This is a genomic window from Streptomyces sp. NPDC050732, assembly GCF_040654255.1.
Lineage (GTDB): Bacteria > Actinomycetota > Actinomycetes > Streptomycetales > Streptomycetaceae > Streptomyces.
In genome coordinates, this window is record NZ_JBFAHP010000029.1 from 42583 (window position 1) to 58164 (window position 15582).

Here is a 15582-nt window from a genome sequence, read left to right on the forward strand (position 1 = left end):
GCACGTTAAGCATGGGATAAGTGAGGGAACGGAGCCGCGATATGTCAGATGCGCCTGAAGTGAACAGACCGGTCGTCACGCCGGTCCGCGTGGTCATCGCCGTCTGCCTTGTCGCGCCGTTCGTGGCGATGCTGTGGGTGAGCTCCTACGCCAAGATCGAGCCGACCTTCATCGGCATCCCGTTCTTCTACTGGTACCAGATGCTCTGGGTGCTCATCTCCACGCTGCTCACGATGATCGCTTACAAGCTGTGGCAGCGTGACCAGCGCGCCCGCAAGGAAGGGGCGCGGTCATGAAGGACGGAGTCAACGGCGTCGCCCTCGCCGTCTTCATCTTCTTCTTCCTCGCGGTCACGGTCATGGGCTTCCTCGCCGCCCGCTGGCGCAAGGCCGAGAACGACCAGAGCCTGGACGAATGGGGCCTCGGCGGACGGTCGTTCGGCACCTGGGTCACCTGGTTCCTGCTCGGCGGCGACCTCTACACCGCTTACACGTTCGTGGCCGTCCCCGCGGCGATCTACGCGGCGGGCGCGGCCGGCTTCTTCGCCGTGCCGTACACGATCCTCGTCTACCCGCTGATCTTCACCTTCCTGCCGCGCCTCTGGTCGGTCTCGCACAAGCACGGCTATGTGACCACCTCCGACTTCGTGCGCGGGCGCTTCGGCTCCAAGGGGCTCTCGCTGGCGGTCGCGGTCACCGGCATCCTCGCCACGATGCCGTACATCGCGCTCCAACTGGTCGGCATCCAGGCCGTCCTGGACGTCATGGGGATCGGCGGCGGACCCGACACCAACTGGTTCATCAAGGACCTGCCGCTGCTGATCGCGTTCGCGGTGCTCGCCGCCTACACGTACTCGTCGGGGCTGCGCGCGCCCGCACTGATCGCGTTCGTGAAGGACGGCCTGATCTACCTCGTCATCGTCGTCGCGATCATCTACATCCCGATCAAGCTCGGCGGCTTCGACGACATCTTCGCCACGGCGGGCGAGGCGTTCTCGCAGACCAACCCGGCGACCGACAAGCCGCGCGGCGCGCTCGCCCCGCCGGAGGCCGGTCAGTGGACGTACGCGACGCTGGCGCTCGGCTCGGCCCTCGCGCTCTTCATGTACCCGCACTCGATCACGGCGACGCTCTCCTCCAAGAGCCGCGACGTGATCCGCCGCAACACCACGATCCTGCCCCTGTACTCCCTGATGCTGGGCCTGCTCGCGCTGCTCGGCTTCATGGCGATCGCGGCCGGGGTCAAGGTCGAGAACGGCCAGCTGGCGATCCCGCAGCTCTTCGAGGACATGTTCCCCGACTGGTTCACGGGTGTCGCCTTCGCCGCGATCGGCATCGGCGCGCTCGTCCCGGCCGCCATCATGTCCATCGCGGCCGCGAACCTCTTCACCAGGAACATCTACAAGGACTTCCTCAAGCCCGACGCGACGCCCGAGCAGGAGACCAAGGTCTCCAAGCTGGTCTCGCTCATGGTGAAGGTGGGCGCCCTCGTCTTCGTCCTCGGCATGGACAAGACCGTCGCGATCAACTTCCAGCTCCTGGGCGGCATCTGGATCCTGCAGACGATGCCCGCGCTGGTCGGCGGCCTGTTCACCCGGTGGTTCCACCGCTGGGCGCTGCTCGCGGGCTGGGCGGTCGGCATGGTCTACGGCACGCTCGCCGCGTACGGCGTCGCCTCGCCCACGCAGAAGCACTTCGGCGGCTCCTCCGACACGATCCCCGGCATCGGCGAGATCGGCTACATCGGCCTCACCGCGTTCGTCCTGAACGTGGTCGTGACCGTGGTCCTCACCTTCGTCCTGAAGGCGCTGAAGGCCCCCGAGGGCATCGACGAGACGTCGCCGGAGGACTACACGGCGGACGCGGGCGACCCCGGCGTCATCCAGGAACTGCCGAAGGCGACGGCGGGCGCCGGGCACTGAACCACCCCCTCCCGCACGTGACATGGGCCGCCGGAAAAACCGGCGGCCCTTTGTCGTACTCCTGTTGCACACTTCGCCCCATGGACTTCACGATCACCATCAGAGGGGCGCACCCCGAGGAGTACGAGGCGCTCGGCGACCTCACCGCACAGGCCTATCTCGACGGCGGACACCTGGACTTCGGGGTGGAGGACCCCTATCTCGCGGTGCTGCGCGACGTGCCGGCGCGGGCGGCGGCGGCCGAGGTCCTGGTGGCCGCGGCGGACGGGAAGATACTCGGCTGCGTCACCTATGTGCCGGCCGGCGGCCCGATGGCCGACATCGCGCGGGCCGACGAGGCGGAGATCCGCATGCTGGCCGTCTCCCCCGGGACGCGGGGCCGGGGTGTGGGCGAGGCGCTCGTACGGGAGTGCGTGCGGCGCGCCGGGGAGGCGGGCCGCAGCGCGCTCGTCCTGTCCACGCAGACCTCCATGCACGCCGCCCACCGGCTGTACGAGCGCCTCGGCTTCGTGCGGACGCCCGAGCGCGACTGGCGGCCGATCGAGACGGTGCCGCTGCTGACGTACGCCTTGAAGCTCTAGGCCTCGGGCTCGCGGGCCGACACAAGATGTGGGCCCGCTTCAGGAGCGCGGCACAAGATGTATGCTCATGCTCGCTGTCGCCGCAGGGGAATCCGGTGCAAGTCCGGAACTGTCCCGCAACGGTAGACGTGTACGCATTTGTCGTGCGCGGAGTCCGAAGACCTGCCGACAGTGCACCCGTGCCGTCCGGCCCGGGTGCCGACCGTCCGGGCCTCGTGGAATGGGCCGGTGGACGCGGTACGCCGCCCTGCCCGGGTGCGCCCGTGTGTGCCGTCCCCTCCCCCAGGCCCAGAGCCGAGCGAGGGAGAGCTCCACGTGACCATCGCGCCTGCCGAACCTGCGTCAGCGCTGTCACCGCAGCCCATCGACAGCACCGAGGGTGCCGACGGACCGGGGGCCGCGCTGCTGCGGACCCTGACCGACCTCACCGCCGACCTCCCCGACACCGACCCCGGCCGGGTCGCCGCCGCCGCGCTGCGCGGCCGGTCGGCCAGAGCCGACGAGGCGGAGCTGCGCGAGCTGGCGACCGAGGCGGCCGCGGGGCTCATCTCCGAGGACCCGGCGTACTCGAAGCTCGCCGCCCGGCTGCTCACCCTCTCCATCGCCGCCGAGGCGGCGTCACAGGGCGTGCGCTCCTTCACCGAGTCGGTCGCCGTCGGCCACCGCGAGGGCCTGATCGCCGACCGCACGGCGTCCTTCGTCACCGCGCACGCGGCCCGGCTCGACGCGCTCGTGGAGGCCGCGCTCGCCGACGGCGCCGACCTCCGCTTCGGCTACTTCGGCCTGCGTACCCTGCACAGCCGCTATCTGCTGCGCCACCCGATCACGCGGCAGGTCATCGAGACGCCGCAGCACTTCATGCTGCGCGTGGCGAGCGGCCTCGCGGAGGACGGGAGCTCCCGCGCGCTGGACGAGGTCGCCGCGCTCTACGGCCTGATGAGCCGCCTGGACTACCTGCCGTCCTCGCCGACGCTCTTCAACTCCGGCACCCGCCACCCGCAGATGTCGTCCTGCTACCTCCTCGACTCCCCGCTGGACGAGCTCGACTCGATCTACGACCGCTACCACCAGGTCGCGCGGCTCTCGAAGCACGCGGGCGGCATCGGTCTTTCGTACTCCCGCATCCGCTCCAGGGGTTCGCTGATCCGCGGGACGAACGGGCACTCCAACGGCATCGTGCCGTTCCTGAAGACCCTGGACGCCTCGGTCGCCGCCGTGAACCAGGGCGGCCGGCGCAAGGGCGCGGCCGCGGTCTACCTGGAGACCTGGCACTCCGACATCGAGGAGTTCCTTGAGCTGCGCGACAACACGGGCGAGGACCAGCGGCGCACGCACAACCTCAACCTCGCGCACTGGATCCCCGACGAGTTCATGCGCCGGGTCGCCGCCGACCAGGAGTGGTCGCTGTTCTCGCCGTCCGACGTGCCCGAGCTCGTCGACCTGTGGGGCGAGGAGTTCGACACGGCGTACCGGAAGGCGGAGGCCGCCGGGCTCGCGAAGAAGACCATGCCGGCCCGGGACCTGTACGGCCGCATGATGCGCACCCTCGCGCAGACCGGCAACGGCTGGATGACGTTCAAGGACGCCGCCAACCGCACCGCCAACCAGACCGCGGAGCCCGGCCACACCGTGCACTCCTCGAACCTCTGCACGGAGATCCTGGAGGTGACGGACGACGGGGAGACGGCCGTCTGCAACCTGGGCTCGGTGAACCTCGGCGCGTTCGTGGACCCGGCCGCCCAGGACATCGACTGGGAGCGGCTCGACGACACCGTCCGCACCGCCGTCACCTTCCTCGACCGCGTCGTCGACATCAACTTCTACCCGACCGAGCAGGCCGGCCGCTCCAACGCCAAGTGGCGCCCGGTGGGCCTCGGCGCCATGGGCCTGCAGGACGTCTTCTTCCAGCTGAAGCTGCCCTTCGACTCCCCCGAGGCGCGCGCCCTCTCCACGCGGATCGCCGAGCGGATCATGCTCGCCGCCTACGAGGCGTCCGCCGGGCTCGCCGAGCGCAACGGGCCGCTCCCCGCCTGGGAGAAGACCCGCACCGCCCGCGGCGTGCTGCACCCCGACCACTACGGCGTCGAGCTGACCTGGCCGGAGCGCTGGGCCGCGCTGCGCGAACGCATCGCCACCACCGGCATGCGCAACTCGCTGCTGCTCGCCATCGCGCCGACCGCGACCATCGCGTCCATCGCGGGCGTCTACGAGTGCATCGAGCCGCAGGTCTCCAACCTCTTCAAGCGCGAGACGCTGTCCGGCGAGTTCCTCCAGGTCAACGCCTATCTGGTGGAGGAGCTGAAGCGGCTCGGCGTGTGGGACGCGCAGACCCGGGAGGCGCTGCGCGAGGCCAACGGCTCGGTGCAGGGCTTCGACTGGATCCCCGAGGACGTGCGTGCGCTGTACCGCACGGCGTGGGAGCTCCCGCAGCGCGGCCTGATCGACATGGCCGCCGCGCGCACCCCGTTCCTCGACCAGGCGCAGTCCCTGAACCTGTTCCTGGAGACGCCGACCATCGGCAAGCTCTCCTCGATGTACGCGTACGCCTGGCAGTCGGGCCTGAAGACCACGTACTACCTGCGCTCGCGCCCCGCCACCCGCATCGCCCGCGCCGCCGGCGGCTCCCAGACCGCCGCCACCGCCCCCGCCCCCGTCCCCGCGCAGGCCACGGCCGAAGAGGCCGTCGCCTGCTCCCTGGAAAACCCCGAGTCCTGCGAGGCCTGCCAGTAATGAGCACGACGACCAACAGCGAGAAGAACCTCCTCGACCCGGGCTTCGAGCTGACCCTGCGCCCCATGCGCTATCCCGACTTCTACGAGCGCTACCGGGACGCGATCAAGAACACCTGGACCGTCGAGGAGGTCGACCTCCACTCGGACGTCGCCGACCTGGCGAAGATGACGCCCGAGGAGCAGCACCTGATCGGCCGGCTCGTCGCGTTCTTCGCGACCGGCGACTCGATCGTCTCCAACAACCTCGTGCTCACGCTCTACAAGCACATCAACTCCCCCGAGGCGCGGCTCTACCTGAGCCGCCAGCTCTTCGAGGAGGCCGTGCACGTCCAGTTCTATCTGACGCTGCTCGACACCTACCTGCCCGACCCCGAGGACCGGGCCGCCGCGTTCGACGCGGTGGAGGAGATCCCCTCCATCCGGGAGAAGGCGCAGTTCTGCTTCAAGTGGATGGACTCGGTCGAGAAGCTGGACCGCCTGGAGACGCAGGCCGACCGCCGCCGCTTCCTGCTGAACCTGATCTGCTTCGCCGCGTGCATCGAGGGCCTCTTCTTCTACGGCGCCTTCGCGTACGTCTACTGGTTCCGCAGCCGCGGTCTGCTGCACGGTCTGGCGACCGGCACCAACTGGGTGTTCCGTGACGAGACGATGCACATGAGCTTCGCCTTCGACGTGGTCGACACCGTGCGCAAGGAGGAGCCCGAGCTCTTCGACGACGCGCTCCAGACGCAGGTCACGGACATGCTGAAGGAGGCCGTGGAGGCCGAGCTGCAGTTCGCGCGCGACCTGTGCGGCGACGGCCTGCCGGGCATGAACACCGACTCCATGCGCGCGTACCTGGAGTGCGTCGCCGACCAGCGTCTGCAGCGCCTCGGCTTCGCGCCGGTCTACGGCTCCGAGAACCCCTTCTCCTTCATGGAGCTGCAGGGCGTGCAGGAGCTGACCAACTTCTTCGAGCGGCGGCCTTCGGCGTACCAGGTCGCGGTCGAGGGCTCGGTCTCCTTCGACGACGAGTTCTAGACGAGTTTTGACCTGTTGCGGTGTGCCCGCCCCGCCCTTCGTCGGGCGGGGCGGGCACACGTGCGGTCAGCGCGGCACGGCCCGCAGGACGAGCCGCTTCGGGTGCAGGGTGATGCCGACCTGGGTGCGTGCGTCGGTCTCCTCGACCGGCTCCAGGCGCCACTTCGGGACCACCGTCCCCAGGATCAGGGCGAGTTCGGCCAGGCTGAAGTGGTCGCCGGGGCACTTCCGGTTGCCGACGCTGAACGGCATCATCGCGAACTCCGGTACGTCGCCGGCGCGTTCCGGATTCCAGCGGTCGGGGTCGAAGTCGAGGTGCCGCTCGAAGGAACGCGGGTCGCGCTGCATCGCGTACACGCTGTAGACGATGTCCGCGTCCGCCGGAATCGAAAAGCCGCCCAGCTCGGTTTCGGCCACGGACCGGCGCGTGAATATCCAGGCGGCCGGTCGTATACGCATCGCCTCGGTGACGACATTGCGGGTGTGCGGCAGGACCTTGAGATCGGCGAATGTGATCGCCCGATCCGGGGCCACGGAATTTACCTCTTCAACCAACCGCCTTTCCTGCTCGGGGTGTTCGGTCAGCAGCTGGAACGTCCACGCCAGCGTCGACGCCACATTCTCCGCACCTGCCACGACGAGCGATACCACGTTGTCGTGGATCTCCTGGTCGGCTATCGGCCCCCCGGCTTCGTCCGTGGCCCGCAGCAATTCCGCCAGCAGGTCGTCGGGGCCGCCGGGGCCCGCCGCGCGGCGCTCCGCGACGATCTCGTCGACGAGCGCGTGCAGGTCGGCGAGCGCGCTCTCGAACCGCCGGTTGGCGGGGGTCGGCACGCGGTAGAGCGGTCCGACCGAGAGCACCATCCGGCGGTAGAGGCCCTCGAAGACGGTGTGCAGCGAGTCGGCGATGCGGTCCGCCTTCTCCCGGATCGAGTCGACCTCCAGGAGGGAGCGCGAGACGATGCGCACGGCGGTGCGGAACATCTCCGCGCTCACGTCGACCGTGGCGCCCGGCTGCCAGCGGGCCGCCGTGGCGCGCGCCTCCTCCTCCATCACCTTGGCGTAGTCGGCGATCCGCTCGGGCCGGAACGCGGGCTGCATCATGCGCCGCTGGCGCCGGTGCAGCTTGCCGTTGCTGGTCGCCACGCCCTTGCCGAGGAGCACTTCGAGGGTGTCCCAGAGCGGTCCGCCGACGATGTAATCGGGGTTCTTCAGCATGGCCCCGACCAGTTGCGGATCGCACACCACGTACGCCGTCCGGGGTCCCAGCCTGATCCGGACGAGATCCCCGTGGTCACGCAGCGCCGAGAGGAAGCCGAGCGGGTCGCGCACGAGGTTCCAGGCGTGGCCGAGTACCGGGGCCCCGCCCCGGACGAGGGGCGGGGTGCGCAGCGGCCCGGCTCCGGAAGCGGGGGGCGCGGGTATCGCGGATTCGACGCTCATTCCTCACCTACCAGTTCGTTTTCCGCCAGGGCTTCTTCCGTCACGTACGGGGGGATGGACCTGTCGTCCCAGCTGTCCACCCGATAGCGGCCGGATTCGTGATGGAACCAGTACACGGAAGAGAACCAGTTCCGCATGTTGAAGACGCATGATTTCACCGCGTCCGCGAGTTCCCCGCCGTTCGCGCTTTCGTCCGCCAATTCTTCGGCGAACAGAAGAACTTCCCGTTCGGCTTCGATGAAATCTGAGACGCATTGGCCGACGCGCCTGTGAACTTCTCGCACCGCCTCCTCCAGCCGCATTCCCTCGTGCTGGATGAGGCTGATTCCGAGATTGTGCACTTCGTCTCCCGCGAGTTCTTTCGGGAGTGAGCACAGGTCGTTGTACCAGGCGGAGAAGTCCTGGGTCGCCAGTGCCGCCCTGCGGTACGCGGGATGTCTCCGTACGGCGCTCGGCAGCTCGTACCGGGCGGTGGGTTCGAGGAGGTCGATCCACGCCCAGTGCGCGAACGTGAGGCGGCGCAACTCTATGTACGCCTCGACGGTGGGCACGGTGCCGAACCGGCGGTTCCTGAACTCCTGGTCGTACGCGTCGATCACCGGGTGGAAGTGCCGGGCGAACCTGGCGTTCCAGCTGGGGCTCAGGGCGGAGTACAGGCGGAGCACGCAGTCCGCGAACCCCGCGACCAGCGGGTCCTTGTGGTGCACGAACTGCCGGGGTTCGTCGAGGGTGCCGTGCAGGCCGCGGCAGAGCCGCCGCCACTGGGGCGTCCTGCCGTGCACCGAGTCCCGGTCGTGCCGGTCGTCCCAGGCGAAGAACCAGCTGCTGAGGTCCGCTATCGCGGTGAGCAACTCGTCCGGCGCGCCAATGTAGTAGCCGGCGACGAGATCCGTGTAGCAGAGGCTGTCCGCGTACCGTTCGACCTTGTCCGGGGGCATGAGCCGCATTTCGCGCAGCCATGTCCTGGACTTCTCCTGAAGCTTTGGCCAATACGGGTGCAGACGGCGAGGGAAGGTCGCTTCGATCACCGGAAGGGCCAGTGCCGGCGGCACCGTTACCGCCGATGACCGTGGCCGTGTGTGTGGATGTGTCTGTGAAGTGCTTCCGGAATATGCAGGCACGAACAAACCCCTTTCAGCCGCCCTGAGGACACACGCCCCTCCCGCCGTGCCGGGCGCGCGCCGTTGCGTATCCCCGCGCTTTCCATTCAGCACCACAACTGACCGTTCAGGGAACAGATTTGCGCCATTCACTACCCCCCAGTGCCGAGAACATCCCCGTACGTGACTGAATATGGATCACTGGCAGCCTGTTCTGCTCGCACAAGCGAGCGGCTCATGTCCGTGCATGCCAACGGCCCCTGGTCACGGGGTACTTCCCGGACCAGGGGCCGCTCGTGTCACGCGGTTCCCGCGCCGCTCAGGCGGCGCGTGCGTCAGTCATTCGCCACCACGGGGTAGCGCGGGGTGCCTTCTTCCATCTGGCGCAGCGCGTCCTTGCGCTCCCGCTTGGAGAGGCGGTCGATGTACAGGTACCCGTACAGGTGGTCCGTCTCGTGCTGCAGGCAGCGCGCGAAGTAGCCCGTGCCGCGCACCTTGATCGGGTTGCCCTTCTCGTCCTGCCCGGTCACCTCGGCGTAGTCCGGACGGGCCAGCGGGGCGTAGGCGGTCGGGACGGAGAGGCAGCCCTCGCCCGAGTCGTCGAGGCGGCGGCGGTCGGCGGGCAGCTCCTGGAGCACCGGGTTGCAGACCACGCCGACGTGGCGGACGCCGTCGTCGTCCATGCAGTCGTAGACGAAGACCTTCAGGTCGACACCGACCTGGTTGGCGGCCACGCCCACGCCCTGCGCGACGCGCTGGGTCGCGAACATGTCGTCGATCAGCTTCGCGAGGTCGTCGTCGAAGGCCGTGACGTCCTTGCACTCCTTGTGCAGCACCGGGTTGCCGACGACGGTGATGGGCCGGGACGTACCGCGCTCGCGGTAGGCCGTCTCCCGCTCCTCGCAGTCCTCCGTGTCGATGACGAAGCCCTCGTCGTCGACGGGGAGCACCCCGCCGGAAGTCTGCTGCTCAGTGTCCTGCGCCATGTCCGCCGTACGCCTTCCTTGAAACCCTCAAGAGATTGTGCCCGTACAGCCTACGGCGAAGTGTCAGCAGACCTCTTCGAGATCCCGCCAGTCACGGGAATCCGGGCTGTCCGCCACCCAGCCGTCGAGCAGCCCGCGCACCAGGCCCGCCGGTGCCGCGAGCCCGCACTCGCGCTCCGGTACCCAGAGGGCGCCCGGGCTGCGGTGGCCGAGCGGGCCCGGGTGGCCCGGCTCGCTGTGGTCGTGCGGATCCAGGTGCTCGCCGTCGCCCTCGTCGCTCGGCATCCGCGACTCGGAGCACATCCGGCAGAGCAGCCGCACGGAGGACGACCAGTCCTCGGCGGCGAAGCCCGCGTCGGCCGCGAGCCGCTCCAGGGCGTCCCTGTCGTCCTCGGTGGCGGCCTCCAGGAGGACCACCCAGGTCGGCACGGGCGAGGGCGCCCAGAGCTCGATCTCGTCGAACACGGGGAACGAGTGCCCGGCCGCCGTCGTCCGCTCGCCGTGCGGGACGCCGTCGTGCAGCACGACCTCGCCCCAGCGGCGCCCGGAGGAGGGCAGCGGAATGGACAGGACCTCCATGCGCGCCGGGTCGAGGCGCCGGCCCCACACGACCTCCGCCTCGCCCTCCGGGGAGAGCCGCACGGCCGCGCTGCCGAGGTCCATGCCCGTGGGCTCGCCGGAGGCGGCCACCCCGCCGGGCACCCGCAGGCCGTACGCCTGCCAGGCGCGGCGGGCCAGCGGCCAGTCCTGCAGCGCGGTCGCCGCGATGCCGACGTTCCACCAGTCGGGGGCGCCCGCTGAGCGGTCCAGAAGCGCCACCGCCCGCAGTCCGGCCGCCCGCGCCTGCTCCCAGTCGTGCCGGAACTTGTGCAGCAGCGCGAGGTTGAACCAGGACTCGGACAGCCAGGGTTCGAGATCCGCCGCGCGCGTGAGCAGTGCCCCCGCGTCCTCGTACCGGCCGTCGCCGATCAGCGTGAACGCGCGGTCGGTCGCCTGCCGCCATGAGGCGGAGGGCCGGTGCCGTCCCTTGCCGAAGATCCTCACGATTTCCGCCTGATTCCCGCCTGCCACGTCATGCGTAGGTCTCGTCTCGTCCGGGCGCGGCGTCGGGTCCGTACCCCCGTGCACCCTCTTCTTCGCATCCAACCACGTACGGTCGGACGGCCGCTCATTACCCATGGGTTACCCAGCAGGGCGCGAGGTAAGGCCGTCCCTGGACAGCACCCGGGCCAGCGACTCCACGACCTCCGGCTGGTAGTCGTGGCCCGTGGCCAGGCGCAGCCTCTCCAGGGCGTGGAGCGGGCCGCCCAGCGCCCCTGGGGGTCCTTCTCCCCGCGCCATCTCGTCGTACGCGTTCGCCGTCCGCACAATACGTGCGGTGAGCGGCTGCTCGCGGTACGGGTCGGCCTGCCGCTCCACGACGACGGCGACCGCGGCCGCCACCCCCGTCTGCCGAACGACCGCTCCGCCGAGCAGGGCTATTCGGCGCTGTTCCGCGGCGGGGAGCGTCGCGGTGGCGCCCGCGGGGACGGGGTCGACGAGGGACAGCTGTCCGATGTCGTGCATCAGCGCCGCGTGCTCCAGGACGGTGAGGTCCGACTCGGAGAGGCCGAGGTCCCGCCCGACGGCCCGGCTGAGGCCGGCCACCCGGTGGGCGTGGCCCTGCGGGGTGTAGCCGGCGATCTCGGTGGCCCTGGCCAGGGAGGCCATGGTCTGCCGGTAGGTGGCACGGACCGCCGCGTACCGCCGGAAGGAGAGCTGGGTGAGCAGCAGCGGGAGGCTGAGGACGGGCAGCGCCCACAGTCCGGCCACGGCCACCGCGAGCGCCATGACGGCACCCGTCGCGCACACCGCGGAGCCGATGCCCGGCATCGCCCGCAGCTCCTCGCGCAGCAGCGGCCCGAACGGCCAGCGGGTGCGGGCGTGCGCCGTCACGGCGGCGAGGACGGCGTCGCAGAGCGCGGTGAGGGCGAGCAGGGCGACGATGACGAGCGCGAAGTACGGCCCGTGCCCCACCCACTCGCCGAGCTTGCCCGAGTTGTAGAGGGGCTGGAAGCACGCCGCGGCGAACCCGACGGTCAGCACCCGGCGCGCCATGTGGTCAAGGGAGGGTCCGCGGCCCAGCGCCACGTTCGGTACCGCTCCGACCAGGGCCGCCGCGACGACCACGGCGATCACCTGCAGGACCCCATGGTGCGTGGCCCGCCCGGAGCTCTCGCCGAGCAGGGCGTACGCGAGCGCTCCCGCGGCGCCCAGCGGCGCGGGTTCCCGGTCCTCTCCGCTCCCCCACCGGGCCAGCTCGCCGAGGGCGATGAGCACGCCGAAGGCGAGGGCGGCCCGGCCTTCGGTGATGCCGTGCCAGAGGGTCCACGCGAGGGAGGCGAGGGCGAGCAGCCCGGCCAGGCAGGTGACCGTGGGAGGCAGCCGGGAGGGGGCCTTCACCGGGCCACCGGGCGGAACGCCGCGGGCACGGCGGGCGCGGCGGGCACGGGTCCCCGCGGTCCGCCCCCGCCCTGCTCGGGCACGTCCGCCGTGACCTCGGGGTGCCAGCCGTGCCGGTCCAGGGCCCGGGCGAGCGCCCCGACCATCTCGGGGTCGAACTGCGCGCCCGCGCACCGGGTGAGTTCGGCGACGGCCGCCTCGACGGGCCGGGCCCGCCGGTAGGACCGGGTCGACGTCATGGCGTCGAACGCGTCGGCCACCGCCACCACCCGCGCGCATTCCGGGATCTGCGGCCCGGCGAGCCCGTACGGGTAGCCGCTGCCGTCGATCCGCTCGTGGTGGTGCAGGATCGCCGCCCTGGCCTCGCCGAGGAAGCCGATGCCGCGCACCATCTCGTGCCCGTACTCGGGGTGCAGTTCGATGACGCGGCGCTCCTCCGGCGTCAGCGGCCCGTCCTTCCGCAGCAGCCGGGTCGGTACGCCGAGTTTGCCGACGTCGTGCAGGATGCCCGCGAATCGCAGGACCTCGACGCGCTCGTCGTCCATGCCGAGCTCGCGCGCGATCATCACGGAGGCGCGGCCGACGCGCTCACTGTGCCCGCGGGTGTACTTGTCCTTGAGGTCGACGGCCTGGACGAGCGCGCGGATGGTGGCCTGGTGGGCGGCGCGCTCGCGGTGGTACTGCGCGAAGACCCAGCAGGAGACGCCCATCGGGAGCAGGACGAGCAGGGCGGCCGCCGGGCCGTACGGGCTGGTCCAGAGGACGGCCATCATCAGTCCGGCGAGCCCATGCACGGCGACGGGCGCGAGCGCGCGCGGGAAGAGTCCTCGCCAGGCGGCCCGCGCGGGGACGCGTTCGGCGGTCAGGAGGACGCCGCCGTCCAGCACGGTGAGCACGCCGGAGAAGGCGAGGACGGCGGCTCCGGCGGGCCCGAGGACGTAAGGGAAGTCGGGGGCGGCGCCGGCGGCGGGACCGCCGAGGGCGGCGTAGACCCGGGCGGACACCCAGGCGGCCAGGGCGAGTTGGGCGGCGCGCCACACGCGGCGCAGCCGGCGGGGAGGCCGGTCGACGCGGGCGAGCAGCGCGCCGGGGACGGCGACGAGCGCGGCGGCCGACGGCGGCAGCAGGAAGACCCCGGCGAGCAGGACGGGAAAGAAGGTGCCGAGTCCGCGCGGGGCCCGGCGGCCGACGAAGCGGCACCTGGTGATCTGCTCGCATCCGGCGTAGAGCACGGAGAGGAGGGCGACGGCCGGCCACGACGGGTGCTCGCCCGCCGCGGGTGCGGTGCAGGCGACACCGGCCAGGGCGACACACAGGATGTAGACACGGGCCCGCACCGGCACCGACCGCATGGAGGTCTCCTCCCCGTTTCCGGTCCGGAGACTAGAACGGCGGTCTCCCGGCCAGCGCCCGGCTGCCGGTAATTAGCACGTTCGAGTGACGGGGGAGGAGAGCGGGGCCCGTGGGCGGACCCCGCGTGTTCAGGCCTCCGAGGGGGCCGCGTCCTGGGTGACGTCCTGCTCGGGGACGGCCTGCCCGGAACGGATGAGGTCGATGCGGCCCATCACCTTGGCGCGCAGGTCGACGGGGACGTCGTCCTGGCCGCAGCAGCGCTTCACCAGCTTCTTGACCGCCTGCTCAAGGCCGTACTTCTCCAGGCACGGAGAGCACTCCTCGAAGTGCGTCTCGAACTTGGTGCAGTCGCTGTCCGGCATCTCGTGGTCGAGGAACTCATAGAGATGGTCCAGGACTTCACTGCAGTCAGTCTCGTGCGGCTCTCCGCAGCTCATGAGCCCGAGCCTTTCGTTCCGTTCGACTCCCCGGCACCTGCCGGGACGAGCCCGCGCTCACGGGCGTAGTCCTCCAGCATGCCGCGCAGCTGGCGGCGGCCCCGGTGCAGTCGGGACATCACCGTACCGATGGGTGTCCCCATAATGTCCGCGATCTCCTTGTACGCAAAGCCCTCTACGTCGGCCAGATAGACGGCGATGCGGAATTCCTCGGGGATCGCCTGCAGGGCCCGCTTCACGTCCGAGTCGGGCAGGTGGTCCAGCGCCTGCGACTCGGCGGAGCGCAGACCGGTGGACATGTGCGACTCGGCGCGCGCGAGCTGCCAGTCCTCGATCTCCTCGGCGGCGCTGCGCTGGGGCTCGCGCTGCTTCTTGCGGTACGAGTTGATGAACGTGTTGGTGAGGATGCGGTACAGCCACGCCTTGAGGTTGGTGCCCTCGCGGAACTGGTGGAACGACGCGTACGCCTTGGCGTAGGTCTCCTGCACCAGGTCCTCGGCGTCCGCCGGGTTGCGCGTCATGCGCAGCGCCGCCGAGTACATCTGGTCGAGGAACGTCAGCGCGTCCCGCTCGAAGCGGGCCGTGCGCTCCGCGGCCGTCTCGGTGTTCTCCGAACTCTCTCGGGGCTGCTCCGCCTGGCCGTGCTCGGTCCCTGCGTCGGTCCCAGTGACCGGACCCACCTCCTCCAACGACGTGGTGAGGCCGAAAGCAGCCCCACTCGAATCGGAGGATAGACGACGACCCGCTCCCCGCGCCGCCCGAATAGATGCGGTTTTGGGTGCGCTCAGCACCGTCCACTCCAGGTCAGAGGCGCTGGAGCGGTTCGGGCAGATGGTCGAACCCATGCGGCGGACTCCCTCTCGTACGAACAGCTACCGACGGCGTTCACCGTCTGTCCGCAACAACAGAGGTCACCCGTCCAGCATTCCCGCCCACCGGGTGACGCCGTCCGTGATGCGTTTCACTGCCTCGTCCTGCCCGATGTCCGCCCGCTTGGGCACGGCGAACCCGTGGTCTCCGTAGGGCACTTCCACCAGCTCGTACGGCCCCTCGGGGAACTCCGCGGGCTTCCCGAAGGGGTCGTTGCCGCCCTGGACGACGAGGGTGGGCACGCCGGCGCCGAGGAGTTCGTCGGCGCGGGACTTCTCGGGCCTGCCCGGGGGGTGCAGGGGGAAGCTGAGGGCGAGCACGGCGGCGGCGCCGAGATCGGTGGCGGTGCGGCAGGCGACGCGCGCGCCCGCGCTGCGGCCGCCCGAGATCACCGGCAGCCCCTTCTTCTCCAGCGCGGGCCAGATGCCGCGCCACCCCACGTCCAGCGTCTTCGGCGCGGGCGCCAGCTTCTTGCCCGCGACGCGCCAGGGCTGCTCGACGAGGGCGACGCTCACGCCGTGCGCGGGCAGCGCGGCGGCGAGGGCCTGAAGGTCACGGGCCTCGATGCCGCCGCCGGCGCCGTGGCTGACGGCGAGCAGGAAACGGGCCTCCTTCGTGGCCGGGTGCCAGGTGATCCGTGCCGTACCGGCGTCGGTCTCGACGGTCTCGACGGTCTCGCTCCGTGTCATGTGCGTCA

14 protein-coding genes and 1 riboswitch are annotated in these 15582 nt (G+C 70.5%); of the genes, 5 read left to right on the top strand and 9 right to left on the bottom strand.

Annotated features, from left to right (window positions below; genetic code table 11):
- Window positions 1–41 precede the first annotated feature (41 nt).
- The 5 genes from AB0H82_RS25050 (at window position 42) to AB0H82_RS25070 (ending at window position 6254) form a co-directional block, all read left to right on the top strand.
- Window positions 42–296, top strand: a complete 255-nt coding sequence (locus AB0H82_RS25050) for a DUF3311 domain-containing protein (protein ID WP_362996315.1) — start codon at window positions 42–44, stop codon at window positions 294–296.
- The gene (gene mctP, locus AB0H82_RS25055) at window positions 293–1921 is read left to right on the top strand and encodes a monocarboxylate uptake permease MctP (protein ID WP_362996317.1); all 1629 of its coding nucleotides are present in this window, start codon (window positions 293–295) and stop codon (window positions 1919–1921) included. The genes AB0H82_RS25050 and mctP overlap by 4 nt, the downstream gene beginning before the upstream one ends.
- Before the next feature lie 80 nt (window positions 1922–2001).
- On the top strand, window positions 2002–2502 hold the full coding sequence (locus AB0H82_RS25060; RefSeq protein ID WP_362996319.1) for a GNAT family N-acetyltransferase: 501 nt from the start codon (window positions 2002–2004) through the stop codon (window positions 2500–2502).
- A gap of 54 nt (window positions 2503–2556) precedes the next feature.
- Window positions 2557–2687: riboswitch (cobalamin riboswitch) on the top strand.
- Between the two features lie 130 nt (window positions 2688–2817).
- Entirely contained in the window at window positions 2818–5232 is a 2415-nt protein-coding gene (locus AB0H82_RS25065; protein ID WP_362996321.1) for a ribonucleoside-diphosphate reductase subunit alpha, read from the top strand.
- Entirely contained in the window at window positions 5232–6254 is a 1023-nt protein-coding gene (locus AB0H82_RS25070; protein WP_362996323.1) for a ribonucleotide-diphosphate reductase subunit beta, read from the top strand. Before AB0H82_RS25065 ends, AB0H82_RS25070 begins: the two co-directional genes overlap by 1 nt.
- Window positions 6255–6320: 66 nt before the next feature.
- Here AB0H82_RS25070 and AB0H82_RS25075 read toward each other — a convergent pair whose 3' ends face one another.
- The 9 genes from AB0H82_RS25075 to AB0H82_RS25115 all read right to left on the bottom strand — a co-directional run bounded on the left by AB0H82_RS25075 (window position 6321) and on the right by AB0H82_RS25115 (window position 15574).
- The gene (locus AB0H82_RS25075; RefSeq protein WP_362996325.1) at window positions 6321–7697 is read right to left on the bottom strand and encodes a cytochrome P450; all 1377 of its coding nucleotides are present in this window, start codon (window positions 7695–7697) and stop codon (window positions 6321–6323) included.
- Window positions 7694–8818: an epi-isozizaene synthase gene (gene cyc1 / locus AB0H82_RS25080; protein WP_362996435.1), complete on the bottom strand. Its 1125-nt coding sequence runs from the start codon at window positions 8816–8818 to the stop codon at window positions 7694–7696. The genes AB0H82_RS25075 and cyc1 overlap by 4 nt, the downstream gene beginning before the upstream one ends.
- 314 nt (window positions 8819–9132) lie before the next feature.
- Window positions 9133–9783 (bottom strand): peptide deformylase, encoded by a 651-nt coding sequence (gene def / locus AB0H82_RS25085; RefSeq protein ID WP_362996327.1) that lies wholly within the window; start codon window positions 9781–9783, stop codon window positions 9133–9135.
- A gap of 63 nt (window positions 9784–9846) precedes the next feature.
- Window positions 9847–10827 (bottom strand): hypothetical protein, encoded by a 981-nt coding sequence (locus tag AB0H82_RS25090; RefSeq protein WP_362996329.1) that lies wholly within the window; start codon window positions 10825–10827, stop codon window positions 9847–9849.
- 138 nt (window positions 10828–10965) lie between these two features.
- Window positions 10966–12225, bottom strand: coding sequence for an HD domain-containing protein (locus AB0H82_RS25095; RefSeq protein WP_362996331.1), 1260 nt, complete (start codon window positions 12223–12225; stop codon window positions 10966–10968).
- Window positions 12222–13577 (bottom strand): HD-GYP domain-containing protein, encoded by a 1356-nt coding sequence (locus AB0H82_RS25100; RefSeq protein ID WP_362996333.1) that lies wholly within the window; start codon window positions 13575–13577, stop codon window positions 12222–12224. The genes AB0H82_RS25095 and AB0H82_RS25100 overlap by 4 nt, the downstream gene beginning before the upstream one ends.
- A 129-nt stretch (window positions 13578–13706) precedes the next feature.
- Window positions 13707–14015 (bottom strand): mycothiol system anti-sigma-R factor, encoded by a 309-nt coding sequence (gene rsrA, locus AB0H82_RS25105; RefSeq protein ID WP_362996335.1) that lies wholly within the window; start codon window positions 14013–14015, stop codon window positions 13707–13709.
- On the bottom strand, window positions 14012–14695 hold the full coding sequence (locus AB0H82_RS25110) for a sigma-70 family RNA polymerase sigma factor (protein ID WP_362996337.1): 684 nt from the start codon (window positions 14693–14695) through the stop codon (window positions 14012–14014). Before AB0H82_RS25110 ends, rsrA begins: the two co-directional genes overlap by 4 nt.
- 231 nt (window positions 14696–14926) lie before the next feature.
- Window positions 14927–15574, bottom strand: coding sequence for an alpha/beta family hydrolase (locus AB0H82_RS25115; protein WP_362996437.1), 648 nt, complete (start codon window positions 15572–15574; stop codon window positions 14927–14929).
- Between the last annotated feature and the right edge of the window lie 8 nt (window positions 15575–15582).

What these genes read in the sequence shown, in the direction of transcription:
- def (WP_362996327.1), bottom strand. Translation starts at nt 9,783, where the DNA reads ATGGCGCAGGACACTGAGCAGCAGACTTCCGGCGGGGTGCTCCCCGTC.
- AB0H82_RS25060 (WP_362996319.1), top strand. Translation starts at nt 2,002, where the DNA reads ATGGACTTCACGATCACCATCAGAGGGGCGCACCCCGAGGAGTACGAG.
- AB0H82_RS25100 (WP_362996333.1), bottom strand. Translation starts at nt 13,577, where the DNA reads ATGCGGTCGGTGCCGGTGCGGGCCCGTGTCTACATCCTGTGTGTCGCC.
- AB0H82_RS25075 (WP_362996325.1), bottom strand. Translation starts at nt 7,697, where the DNA reads ATGAGCGTCGAATCCGCGATACCCGCGCCCCCCGCTTCCGGAGCCGGG.
- AB0H82_RS25050 (WP_362996315.1), top strand. Translation starts at nt 42, where the DNA reads ATGTCAGATGCGCCTGAAGTGAACAGACCGGTCGTCACGCCGGTCCGC.
- rsrA (WP_362996335.1), bottom strand. Translation starts at nt 14,015, where the DNA reads ATGAGCTGCGGAGAGCCGCACGAGACTGACTGCAGTGAAGTCCTGGAC.
- mctP (WP_362996317.1), top strand. Translation starts at nt 293, where the DNA reads ATGAAGGACGGAGTCAACGGCGTCGCCCTCGCCGTCTTCATCTTCTTC.
- AB0H82_RS25115 (WP_362996437.1), bottom strand. Translation starts at nt 15,574, where the DNA reads ATGACACGGAGCGAGACCGTCGAGACCGTCGAGACCGACGCCGGTACG.
- AB0H82_RS25070 (WP_362996323.1), top strand. Translation starts at nt 5,232, where the DNA reads ATGAGCACGACGACCAACAGCGAGAAGAACCTCCTCGACCCGGGCTTC.